The following is a 12,208-nucleotide window of genomic DNA, read 5'->3' as shown; positions in this document are numbered from 1 at the left end:
CCGTCCTGAATCCACGGACTATCCCCGCGCGTGCGGGGCCGACATGCTGGAAGGTCCGACCGGGCCGACACCGCCGGGACCATCCCCGCGTGTGCGGGGCCGACCAAGTCGTTCCACCCCTCACCTTTTGCGCCCCGGGACCATCCCCGCGTGTGCGGGGCCGACGTCGGCGGTGTCGTCACCGTGCCCACGGTCGTGGGACCATCCCCGCGTGTGCGGGGCCGACCCTTCCTGAGCAGGGCTAATTCGATGGAGTCTACGGATTTGCATTCACTTTCGATGGCGTTGTGATCTGTTCAGAGTTCAACCTCACTCGTAGCAGTATTGCCAGGGACCGATGTGGTACCACTCGGCGTGGAGTCTGAGGGCTGTCCCCGCGCATGCGGGGCCGACTGGGACGAGCACGGCCGCCCGACCTTGGACGACGGACCATCCCTGCGCGTGCAGGGCCGACATCTGCTGAGTCAGCTTGCGCACCCGGCGGTACGGACCATCCCCGCGCGTGCGGGGCCGACCAGTGTCAGCACGGTTAACGGCTATCTAATGGCGGACCATCCCCGCGCGTGCGGGGCCGACCGGCCCGCCATCAGCCCGTCCAAGGTGAACGCCGGACCATCCCCGCGCGTGCGGTGCCGATGGGCGGTGCCGATCGATCGCGTAATGGTGCTCGGGACCATCCCCGCGCATGCGGGGCCGACACCGGAGCGACCGGGACTCACGGTAGTGACTGGGGACCATCCCCGCGCATGCGGGGCCGACGGCGAGCAGGTGCTGGACCGCCACTCAGTGTTGGGACCATCCCCGCGCATGCGGGGCCGACGGGCTCAGCTTGGACCTCGTCCTGACGGTGATGGGACCATCCCCGCGCATGCGGGGCCGACGTCGTCTCCAATCGTCTGTCCGGCCGCGAATGCGGACCATCCCCGCGCGTGCGGGGCCGACGCTGGAGTACGGGTGGCCGGTGACCTCGAGGACGGACCATCCCCGCGCGTGCGGGGCCGACGGAAGCACTGATATCGCTGCGGCGCGGCCCTTGGGACCATCCCCGCGCGTGCGGGGCCGAGTGGGGCGACCTCCCGGACGTCCTCACAGAGGACCATCCCCGCCCGCGCGGGGCCGACGTTCGGGAGTTGTAGTAGCGGCCGTTCTCGACGGAACCATCCCCGCGTGTGCGGGGCCGACATCATGGTGCAATTCTCCCTCTCGGTGGCCTAGGGACCATCCCCGCGCGTTGCGGGGCCGACGCGGAGGATGGTGATGCGCAGTGGCCGGAGCTGGGACCATCCCCGCGCGTGCGGGGCCGACGCCGTCCTCGAGCTGGATGCCCGGAACAGTCCCGGACCATCCCCGCGCGTGCGGGGCCGACGGCGAATACACGCCTCCCGTAAGGGATGTGGCGGGACCATCCCCGCGCGTGCGGGGCCGACGCCAAGCTCCGAGACGCAATCAGCCGCAACCACGGACCATCCCCGCGCGTGCGGGGCCGACACCAAGCACCTCGGCTACCAGCTCACCGACGACGGACCATCCCCGCGCGTGCGGGGCCGACGGGTTTCTGCCATCCGAGCGGGGTAACGGGGTGGGACCATCCCCGCGCGTGCGGGGCCGACCTCGCGGGGCGGCGGACCGTAGGGGTCGTGGCGGGACCATCCCCGCGCGTGCGGGGCCGACACCTCTCCGATGATTTGCGCGTTGTGCATCACCGGACCATCCCCGCGCGTGCGGGGCCGACTCCGGTCAACTCGCCGAGTCCAACCCAGCCCGAGGACCATCCCCGCGCGTGTGGGGCCGACACTTCCTGAGCAGGGCTAATTCGATGGAGTCTACGGATTTGCATTCACTTTCGATGGCGTTGTGATCTGTTCAGAGTTCAACCTCACTCATAGCAGTATTGCCAGGGACCGATGTGGTACCACTCGGCGTGGAGTCTGAGGGCTGTCCCCCGCGCATGCGGGGCCGACATCGACTCGAAGGTGTGGTTCTTCGGTGTGCCGTCTACGGGAGCATCCACCGCGGGTGCGGGGCCGACTGGAGCGGGTACCGGCCAGCAGGGAGCATCCCCGCGCGTGCGGGGCCGACCCGGACAACCCGAACCACTTCCTGAAAGTCAACGGACCATCCCCGCGCGTGCGGGGCCGACATGGTCATGCCGGGGGACCGGATCGGCTCGACCGGACCATCCCCGCGCGTGCGGGGCCGACTCTTCGAACGCTTCACGCCAGGTGTCGAAACCCGGACCATCCCCGCGCGTGCGGGGCCGACATACCCGCATGCATCATCTGCTCATCGCGGGTGGGACCATCCCCGCGCGTGCGGGGCCGACGATTGCTTGGCTAGCTCCTGCGGCGTCAGATCCGGACCATCCCCGCGCGTGCGGGGTCGACTCACAGCGGAGAGGTTGCGCCGTGAGTGACGACGGACCATCCCCGCGCGTGCGGGGCCGACACCGCGCCGGGTCATGTGGACTACACGGTGACGGGACCATCCCCGCGGGTGCGGGGCCGACGCCGCAGGTGGTGTGGCTGGCGCTCGGGAACGGGGACCATCCCCGCGGGTGCGGGGCCGGCACTTGTTGACGTGTGGCGATGGTGGACAGGGTAGTTGTTTTCGTTCGGTTGGTTGGGGCCTGGCAGTTGTGGTGGTCGTAGTTGTCGGTGGGGGTGTTTATTCTCGCGGCTGTGTCGATCGGCCGATGGCATGGTCGCAGCAGCTGAACAGTTGGGGGTGGGCTTTGACGGAAGAGCGTTGGTTGGGGGCGTTGTGGGGGAAGTCGGCGAAGCGGGCCGGGGGTCGGACGAATCTGCTGCTGTCGCACTTGCTTGATACCGCCGCGGTGGGGGAGTTGATCTGGGATCACTATCTGGCCGTGTCGGTGCGCGATGTGGTTGCCGAGGTCGCCGGAGGCGCGGAACGGGGGCGTCGTCTTTTCGCATGGCTGTGTGGAATACACGACTGGGGGAAAGCGACTCCAGCGTTTCAGCACATCGACGCGGCGGGGGCGGCGTCGGTGCAATCGGTGGGGTTGAGCTGGGATCGGTTTGCTGTGGCTTCGAGTCGCTGGCGGCATGACCATGCGGGGGCTGTGTTGGCCCGCGACATTCTTGCTGAGGTCGGGTGGCCGCAGGAGCATCTGGAGTGGGTGTGGCCGTTGATCGCGGGCCATCATGGGAAGTTCCCGTCGCTGGGGGAGGTGCTCGAGCCGCGGAAAGCCAGAGGCAAGTTGCGTGGGAGGACCGCGGATTGGCGACAGGCTCAACGGCTTGTGGTGGAGCGGTTCACCACGGCCTTGGGGTTCGCCGATCTCGCCGACGTGGTTCCGAAACGGGTTCCGAATCGGGCGGTGCAGCTGCAGCTGAGTGGGTTCATCGTGATGGCGGACTGGATCGCCAGCGATGAACGGTATTTCCCCGGCATCGATGAGCTCGATCAGGTCAGTGTGGCTGTCGCCGGTGCGCGTGCTCGGTTGGCGTGGGCGCGGCTCGGGTTGTGTGGTGGCTGGGGTCGATTGCCCACTCCTGCTGCCGACGCTTTCCTCGAAAGATTCGGGGATGAACCTCGGAATTCGCAGCTGTTGGTGACTGGTGTCGCTGCCCGGATGGAGCGGGCGGGGTTACTGATTGTGGAGGCACCGATGGGGGAGGGGAAGACCAAGGCGGCGTTGCTGGCGTCCGAGGTCTTGGCGGCTCGGTTCGGTCTGGATGGTGTGTTCGTGGGGATGCCGACGCAGGCGACGAGCGACCCGATGTTCACTAATGTGCGGTGCTGGCTGGACAAGCTGCGCCCGGAGCTGGCCGGTCAGGTCGCGTTGCTGCACGGCAAACGCCGGTTCAACAAGGAGTGGCAGCGACTGCTGGAAGGGCGGGACCACCCTGACGCTGTCTACGGCAGCGTCGATGAGGACGAATTCGTCGTCGAGGACCCCTACCGCGGGGGAGCTCAAGAATTCGGGGAGGTCGGTCGCCCGCAGCGCACCGCGCCGGCGGAATGGTTCCTGGGTAGCAAGCGGGGGCTGCTGGCTCCGTTCGTGGTCGGCACGATCGATCAACTGCTGTTCGCGGCGACCCGCACCAAGCATGTGATGCTGCGCCAGGCGGGTCTGGCGGGCAAGGTTGTCGTCTTGGACGAAGTGCACGCCGCCGACGTGTACATGTCGCAGTTCCTGAAGGAGGGACTGCGCTGGCTGGGTCAGGCGGGGGTGCCGGTGGTGTTGCTGTCGGCGACCCTTGCTCCCCAGCAGCGAAAGGACCTGGTCGCCGCATACCTGGCAGGCGCTGGGTCCGCCGAAACAGCTGACGTCTGCGAGCTGCCCGAACCGGGTGGGTATCCGAGTGCAACCGCGGCTTGGGCGGGACAGGACGGCCGGTCGCGATACATCGTCGAAGACGCCAAGCCGTGGCGTGCGGAGGATCTACCGGTCAGGGTCGAGGTCCTGCCCGAACCGGCCGGCGCCGACGATGGCCGACCAGGTCCCGACGGCGACGCTGTGCTGTCGTTGTTGGCCCACCGGTTGGCCGATGGCGGCTGCGCGCTGGTGATCCGTAATACGGTGCCCCGCGCTCAACGCACCTACCAGGCGTTGAAGAAGCACTTCGGGGATGATGTGGTCCTCCTGCACGGCCGCATGCATGTGGTCCACCGCGCCGACCGCACCGGTGAATGCCTGCAGAAGCTGGGTCCGCCCGGTCCGAACCGGTCACGACCTACACGGCTGATCCTCGTGGCGACCCAGATCGCCGAGCAGTCTTTCGATGTCGATGTGGACTTGCTGGTCACCGACCTTGCGCCGATGGATCTGCTGTTGCAGCGCATCGGCAGGATGCACCGGCACGACGGAGTCCAGCGCCCCGAGCGACTGCAAGATCCAACGGTCGTGATCACCGGATTCGCACCGCGCCCCGGGCTGGCACCGTGGATTACGCCTGAAAGCGAGAACATCTACGGCCGCTACCCGCTGCTGCGCAGCGCGGCGCTTGTCCTGGAAGCCGAGAGCGGCACATGGTCGATTCCCGCGCAGGTACCTTCCCTGGTCGCCGACGCCTACGATCCGCGGGTTCCGGTGCCCACGGAGTGGGAGCACGACACCGGGCAGGCGTATACCGCGTGGCGGGACGAGCAGCAGCAGCGGGCCACGAACGCGGCGCCGTTGCTGCTGACCCGGTTCGGCGAACACAGCCGACCCACTCTCGAGGGGCTGCACCGCAGCGGAACACCGGGCGATCTCGGGGATGAGCGGATGCAGATGGTCGTCCGCGATGGCGATCCCACCGTGGAGGTCGTATTGGTCCGCCATGACGGCCTCGGCTACCACACGATGACCGGCCACCGCTTGGGGCCGCATGGTGAGGTGCCGCCGGAACTGATCGACGAGGTCCTCGGCGGAACCGTGCGACTGCCAGCCAAGCTCACTGCGGCGGCCGAGCGTGAGCTTGTGCCGTTGGACGGGTGGCGTGACCACCCATGGTTGCGCTACAGCCGCGCGTTAGCGCTCGACGACTCGGGTGCTGGCGTGGTCGGCACCCGCCGGATCCGATACGACGAGGAACTGGGATTGATCGTTGAGTGAGGTCGGGACCCGATGCTCGGGCCCCGACCTCGGTCCCCGCCGAGGCGGGGCCGACCTGGCGCCCACACACAGCAGTGGGCCATCCCCGCGAGCCATCCTTCACCTTCCAGTGGGTGCCATCACGGGGCAGGTGCCTCCCCAGTTTGGCAGACAGACCGCAGGAATCCGGGTAGCATCAGCCGCGGATTTTCTACACATAGCAGATTGGAGAATCCAGTGAACCCGGCTGATCTGATCGATGGCATGCGATGGCTGGACTGCCTGCGCCACGACGGCCGACTTGCCCGGTTCGGTGTCCGGGAGGTGTTGCTGGGCTCCCATGAGGTCGCCGGACTGACCGTCGACGTGCCCACCATGTATCCGGCGATCCTGCGGCAGGTGCTGTTGCCGATCGTGGTGGACGTGCTGGGTTCTCCCGCCACGCGCAGCGAGTGGGCAGCCCGGTTTCGTCGCGGATGCTTCGACGACGATGAGCGGCAACGGCTGAGCGTTTATCTCGACAAATACCAGGACCGGTTCGATCTCTTCGGCGCGACCCGCCCGTTCGCGCAGGCGGCCGGTCTGCATACCGCCAAGAACGAAACCAAGGGAGCCGCGCTGCTGGTGGCGACTGCCGCGTCGGGCAACAACGTGCCCGTGTTCGCTGCCCGCACCGAGGGGGATCCGCTGCCGTTGACGCCGGAGCAAGCCGCCCGCTGGCTGCTGCATACCCACTGCTGGGATACCGCCGCGATCAAGACCGGCGTGGTGGGTGACGGGAAAACCAAGAACGGCAAGACGGTGGGCAATCCGACCGGCCCGCTGGGGCAGCTCGGGATCGTGATGCCGATCGGGCGCACGCTGCATGAGACGTTGCTGCTGAACATCCCGATCGGTGCGCAGGATCGTCTCGGCTCGCCGCAGTGGCGGCGGGACCCGGCTGACCCGCAGTGGGACGACAATCGGTCACCGGACGGGTTGCTGGACTGGTGGACCTGGCAGTCGCGCCGGATTCGGTTGTTCCCCACGGAATCCGATGACAATGTGGTCGTCACTCGAGTGATCGTCGCGGCCGGTGATCGGCTCGCCGGCGGCAGTGCTCCCGAATGGGAACCGCACACTGCCTGGCGGTTCGACAAGCCGACCAAAGGAGCGAAGCCACGGTCTTCTCCGCTTCGTCCGCTGCGGCACACCCCGGGCAAGGCGATCTGGCGTGGCATGCAGGCTCTGCTCGCGCTGGAGGCAACCCCCTCCGACGCGTTCCAGACCAGTGAACTGCTCAATCAGCTCGCCGAACTCGAAGCCGAGGGGTTACTCGAGGACGGCTATCCGCTGCGGGTGGAGACCTTCGGCATGGTGTACGGCAACCAGTCCGCCGTGGTCGAAGACCTGTTGCACGACGCGATGCCGTTGCCGGTGGCCGCGCTGCGCGGCAGCGGGGACGCCTACGCGCTGGTCCTGGAAGCAACCGAACAAGCCGAGCGCCTCGCCGCCGCGGTCAACAACCTTTCGGCGGATCTGCGCCGCGCCATCGGCGCCGATCCGATCCCGTGGGACAAGGGACAACGCCCCGGCGAGCAACTGCTGTATGCCCTGGACCCCCTGGTACGTCGGCTGCTTGTCGGTGTCGGTGCCGACGGGGCCGACACCGACAAGCTCGACCGTGGGCAACTGGCCTGGGAACAACTGGCCTACCGGGCGACCTGGCAGATCGCCGACCCCCTATTCGCGGTCCCCGCGACAGCGTTTCTCGGACGCGAAGTGGAGATGGGCAAGAAGAAGCGTGCCTATCGACTCGGCTTGGCTACCAACGACTTCCGCGCCCAAGTCGACAAGGTCCTGCCACGGGCAGCCGCCGCCCGACGACCGAAAAACGCGAGGAGCGTGAGCTGATGCCGCAGCGCTACTGGAACCGGCTTATAGATAACGACAAAGGCAAATGGAAAGACCCCAAACGACTCCCGCCAGGTGAGGACCTGGCCGCGCTGCGCTCCGGGCTGGGGCGCGCAGCGCTCACGGTGCCGAAGATGTGGCCGTTCTACACCAGCCCGATCAACGACGACCTGGCGCGCATCGGGGAAGTCAGCGCACAGCAGCGGGCCGAACACGCCGCGCTCGCCCTCTACGGGTTGCATCAGCAGTCGCAAACAGCTCCGATGCACCATCGAGGCATCGGCTTGGGCACCGCGCTGCTCGCGCTACGTCGCCACGACAAGTCCAGCCCCACCGCTGTGGACCGCAGGGTCGCCGCGCTCGCGACCGCGACCAGCATGCCCGCACTCCTGATGCGGCTGCGCGGCCTCGTCGGTCAACTCCGCGACATCCGCCAGCCCCTGGACTACGACCGTCTGCTCACCGACCTCGAGGCGTGGCCGTGGCCCGACGGCCGACAACGGGTTCGCCGTGCCTGGGCGCAGGGCTACCAGCTGTGGGAGCAGCCCTCGACCCGCGATGCCCACTGAATTCCACCTCCCGACGATGGAGCTTGTCATGACCGAACACCTGTACATCGACCTGCACATCCTGCAGACCGTGCCACCGGCCAACCTCAACCGCGACGATCAAGGCAACCCCAAAGAGGCCATCTACGGCGGGGCGCGCCGATCACGCGTCTCCTCACAGTCATGGAAACGGGCTACCCGCAAAAGATTCGCTGCCCGCGTTCCCGAACAGGATCTGGGCACCCGCACCCGGCGCATCGCCGCCGAACTCGTAGACCAGTTGCATCAACGGTCCGGACTCGCCGACGAGCAGGCGGCACGCGTCGTCGGCGCGCTACTGAAACCGTTGGGCATTTCCAGCGGCAAGAAGGTCGGCGACACCGCGTACCTGTTGTTCGTCGGTCGACGCCAGCTGGAAAGCATCATCGACCAGGTCGCCGACAACGCCGCCGACCTGGCGGCCCTCGATGACGAGGCCCTGGCCGACGCGGTCAAGGACCTGCCGGTCCAGCAGCAGCTCAGCAGCGGCCACCCAGTCGACGTCGCGTTGTTCGGTCGCATGGTCGCCGACATCCCCGCCCTGAATGTCGATGCCGCAGTTCAGGTTGCGCACGCGCTGTCCACCCACGCGACCGAGCTGGAATTCGACTACTTCACCGCGGTCGATGACGAGAACGAGAAGAACGAAACCGGCGCCGGCATGATCGGCACGATCGGATTCAACTCCGCCACCCTCTACCGGTACGCGACTATCGGAGTGCATCAGCTGCAGGAGAATCTCGGCGAGACGCAGGCCGTCCTCGACGCGGTGGACCTGTTCGTGGACAGCTTCGCCCGATCGATGCCCACCGGATACGGCAACTCCTTCGCCCACCGCACCCTGCCCTCCCTGGTGGCAGTCGTGGTCCGCGACGATCAACCGGTGAACCTGGTATCTGCATTCGAGAAACCGGTATCGACCAGCCGTGACGGAATCGCCGAACAGTCTGCGCAGCGACTGGCCGACGAACACATCCGCAGCATCAGCCAATGGGGCGACACACCGCTGCACACCGCCCTCGCCCACGGATTCCCCACCGACTCCCCCGCAGCGTCCGGGCTGACAGCCGCATTCGGTACGCCGGTGGCCTTCCCGCAACTGAGGGAAGAACTGCAGGGCCAATTGCGGGAGCAACTGAAGCGATGAGCGACTCGATCGCAGCAGGGTCGTCCGAGCCGCCCGATAGTGGACGCGGGGGCCGGGCCGTGGACAGCTCCCCACCGGAGACGCTGCCCGGCCCTGTCGAACCAGCCAGTCGACACGACCATGGCGGCGACGCGGCGGTGCTGTTGCTGCGGTTGGCTGCACCACTGCAATCGTGGGGAGAGGCAGGCAGCTTCAACCGCCGCGACACCCGCCCCGAACCCACCAAGTCCGGGATCATCGGCCTGCTCGCTGCCGCGCTCGGCCGCCCCCGCGACGCGGACCTCACCGACCTGAGACAGCTGCAATTAGGGATCCGCGTCGATCAACCGGGCAGCCTTCTGCGCGACTACCACACCCTCAGCGACTACCGCGGGGTTCCGCTGCGACAAGCCGGGGTCAACGCCAAGGGCACCCAGAAGTTCACCTCACCAGCCAAGCACACTCACCAAACCTGGCGTTACTACCTGCAGGACGCAGCGTTCCTGGCAGCAGTCGCGGGCCCGCCGCCACTGCTGCACGCCCTGGCACAGGCTCTGGCCCGCCCCGCCTTCCCGCTCACCCTCGGACGACGCAGCTGCCCACCTACACAGCCCGTCAACTTGGGACTGCGCGACGGCACCCTGATCCAGGTGCTCGAATCCGAACCCTGGCAAGCCTCCGAACCCGCACGCGATGCCTTCGTGCGGCGTCGTAAGCATCGGCCCGCCTACCTCGACTTGCCGGTCACCATCGACGACGACCACGGCAACGAAGTGCGCCACGACCTACCCATCAGCTTCGACCCCCGCGACCGCCGCTTCGCCGAGCGCCGCGTGCGCCGGGTCTCGGTGCGGGCGCCCAGCGGTCTACCCCACCCGGACCCGCAAGATGCCGGCACCGATCATGACCCGTTCGCCCTGCTGGACTGGTGAGGACCCATGACCTATCTGTCCCGAATTCGCATCAACCCGCTGCGCCGCGACAGCCGTAACCTGCTGGCCAACCCCCGCGCCATGCGCAGCGCGGTCCTGCACGGCATTCCTGATCAGCCGCTCGACGAACGCATCCTGTGGCGGCTGGACTCCGACAACCCACACCGGCCCATGCTGTATGTCCTCACCCGCACCAAACCCGACTGGACGCACCTCGTCGAAACCGCAGGCTGGCCCGACGCCGACGGCGAACACGCCGCCGTCGCCGACTACACCCCACTGCTGGACCGCCTGCGCACCGGTGACCGGTACGCCTTCCGCATCACCGCCAGCCCGGTGCAGAACACCTCAACCCCCACCAAACTCACCACAAACCAAGCCGAACGCCGCGCCGACGGGAACCGCCGCTCATTCCGAATCGGTCACCGCACCGCCGCCGCCCAACTCGGCTGGTTCCTCGACCGCACCCAACGCTGGGGTTTCCACATCCCAGACGCCGCAACGGACACCTCCGCCCCCGGTCTACAACACGACGACGACATGCTCGTACCCGGCAAGGAGGTCCGGATCACCGCCCGCAACCGCCATTCCTTCGGTAAAGCCGAGCCCGGCATGAAAACGCGAACCGACAAACCGGTCGTCGTACACACCGCCACATTCGAAGGTCAACTCGAAATCACCGACGCACAACAGTTCACCCAGCACCTGCTGCACGGCATCGGCCCATCCAAAGCCTACGGATGCGGCCTGCTTACCCTCGCCCCGCTCGAAAGACGTTGACACGACCCGACGTGGCCGCCCGGCCTACCGCCCGGCTGATGTGGAGCCATCCGCGCGCGTGCAAGGCCGACGTCACCACCCCGGCCCAGCCATGGGTGCTACCCGTTCCAATCAGGGTGTTGACCTACTCGGCGGACGGGATCCTCTGGGCGGTTCGAGCATGGGGAACTGGCTGATCCACCGGTCCAGGCGCTCGGAAGAGTGAGACATGTTGTCGGACATTACATCTTCGGAGCCGATGCGCTCCGGGGCTTTCCGCCCTGACGGTCCGGAACACTGCGTAATGTCGCGCCATGGTCACTTTCGTCGTGTCGGTCGTTGCTGCTGTCGGAGCGTTTCTCAGCGCGTCGGTCAGCGCGCCCATCGAACCGAGGTCAGGCAGGGCGAGGCCTGGCCATTGACGGGCTTTATCCGTTGTGGCTGTTGGTGTAGATGGCGATGTTGGGCAGCCAGTACCCCATACCTGCAGGTCGAGCGGACCACACAATCGCCGCGATACTGGTGTCGTCGCCGATTTCGGCCAGTTTCCCGGCGAACATTGCCAGCTTCGGTGCCGAATACACCTCGTCCACAATGATTCCGGGGTTGCTGGCGCGGAAGTGTTTCACCTCGTGGCGGGGCACGGTTTCACGGGTGGCGACTTGCCAGGTCGCGGTTGTGCCGCCGGGTGTGGACAGGTAGGCGAGTGCCTCGTCGAGGTGGGCTGGTTGCACCCATGCGGTATCTGTGTCCAGTAGGAACGGTGGTCTCGGCGAGGGGCGGGGGTCGTTGATGTCGTCGCCGTGCAGGGCGGCGAGCATGGTCGCTGAGGTGTCTTCTTCGTCGATCCAGGCGGCGATCTGATCGGCATTGGGGCCCTCGGCGGTGTAGCGGACCTGTGGAGGCGATTCAGACCCGAGGCCGCCGTCTTGCGCTGGGGGGATCATGACGGCGACGAGTTCGACCAGTTCCCGGTAGGTCAACTCTAGGTAGTCGTTCCCGATCTGAGGGTCGGCGATCCGGCCGCCGTCGAGCATTGCTTGTCCGTATCGTGGCCACCACATTTCCAGGGGCGCAGTGGCAATGGTCGCAAACAGCAGATCCTCGATACCGATCCACCGGCGTCCATTTCCAGTAGCGAGCCGGGCGGCACGCTGCAATGCCTTCACTACGTCCGGGGCGACGCCGGTTACCGACACCTCGAGATCGTCAGGAATGCTCATGTGGTCCATCATCATTCGCGGTGGTGTCCGGCTGCCTCCTGATCCCCGTATTCCATGCGGCCCGTTCGACAAAGCGGCAATAGCCTTGTGCGGTGCGGTGATTCGCGGGAATCCGAATATCCTCGGTATTCAGCGCGGATGCGGGG

At 67.0% G+C, this 12,208-nt stretch carries 7 protein-coding genes and 3 CRISPR repeat arrays (1 of these 10 only partly in view); of the genes, 6 read left to right on the top strand and 1 reads right to left on the bottom strand.

Translation table 11 applies throughout. From position 1 onward, the window contains the following. A CRISPR array of direct repeats spans positions 1–226; the repeat unit is 28 nt; it reaches 233 nt to the left of the window's first position. 1,050 nt (positions 227–1,276) lie between these two features. After that, positions 1,277–1,793: direct repeats of the CRISPR family, unit length 28 nt; unit sequence GGACCATCCCCGCGCGTGCGGGGCCGAC. Between the two features lie 257 nt (positions 1,794–2,050). Then, positions 2,051–2,567: a CRISPR direct-repeat array (repeat unit 28 nt; unit sequence GGACCATCCCCGCGCGTGCGGGGCCGAC). A 125-nt stretch (positions 2,568–2,692) separates the two neighbouring features. The 6 genes from cas3 to cas6e all read left to right on the top strand — a co-directional run bounded on the left by cas3 (position 2,693) and on the right by cas6e (position 10,860). Beyond that, the gene (cas3, locus tag ACV7NQ_RS48025; protein WP_463366248.1) at positions 2,693–5,563 is read left to right on the top strand and encodes a CRISPR-associated helicase Cas3'; all 2,871 of its coding nucleotides are present in this window, start codon (positions 2,693–2,695) and stop codon (positions 5,561–5,563) included. A gap of 216 nt (positions 5,564–5,779) precedes the next feature. After that, the gene (casA, locus tag ACV7NQ_RS48020) at positions 5,780–7,435 is read left to right on the top strand and encodes a type I-E CRISPR-associated protein Cse1/CasA (protein WP_463366247.1); all 1,656 of its coding nucleotides are present in this window, start codon (positions 5,780–5,782) and stop codon (positions 7,433–7,435) included. Further along, positions 7,435–8,004 (top strand): type I-E CRISPR-associated protein Cse2/CasB, encoded by a 570-nt coding sequence (gene casB / locus ACV7NQ_RS48015; protein ID WP_463366246.1) that lies wholly within the window; start codon positions 7,435–7,437, stop codon positions 8,002–8,004. Before casA ends, casB begins: the two co-directional genes overlap by 1 nt. A gap of 28 nt (positions 8,005–8,032) precedes the next feature. Beyond that, positions 8,033–9,169 (top strand): type I-E CRISPR-associated protein Cas7/Cse4/CasC, encoded by a 1,137-nt coding sequence (gene cas7e, locus ACV7NQ_RS48010; RefSeq protein ID WP_463366245.1) that lies wholly within the window; start codon positions 8,033–8,035, stop codon positions 9,167–9,169. Further along, the gene (cas5e, locus tag ACV7NQ_RS48005) at positions 9,166–10,080 is read left to right on the top strand and encodes a type I-E CRISPR-associated protein Cas5/CasD (protein WP_463366244.1); all 915 of its coding nucleotides are present in this window, start codon (positions 9,166–9,168) and stop codon (positions 10,078–10,080) included. Before cas7e ends, cas5e begins: the two co-directional genes overlap by 4 nt. A 6-nt stretch (positions 10,081–10,086) precedes the next feature. Continuing rightward, positions 10,087–10,860 carry a type I-E CRISPR-associated protein Cas6/Cse3/CasE gene (gene cas6e, locus ACV7NQ_RS48000; protein ID WP_463366243.1) on the top strand — a complete coding sequence of 258 codons (774 nt, stop codon included), beginning with the start codon at positions 10,087–10,089 and terminating at the stop codon, positions 10,858–10,860. Between the two features lie 407 nt (positions 10,861–11,267). Here cas6e and ACV7NQ_RS47995 read toward each other — a convergent pair whose 3' ends face one another. Then, positions 11,268–12,062 carry a hypothetical protein gene (locus ACV7NQ_RS47995; RefSeq protein ID WP_463366242.1) on the bottom strand — a complete coding sequence of 265 codons (795 nt, stop codon included), beginning with the start codon at positions 12,060–12,062 and terminating at the stop codon, positions 11,268–11,270. Between the last annotated feature and the right edge of the window lie 146 nt (positions 12,063–12,208).

It is taken from the genome of Nocardia sp. Tas62D01 (genome assembly GCF_055232035.1).
The sequence above is the reverse complement of the archived record's forward strand: the minus strand, read 5'-3'. Positions and strand labels throughout refer to the sequence as shown.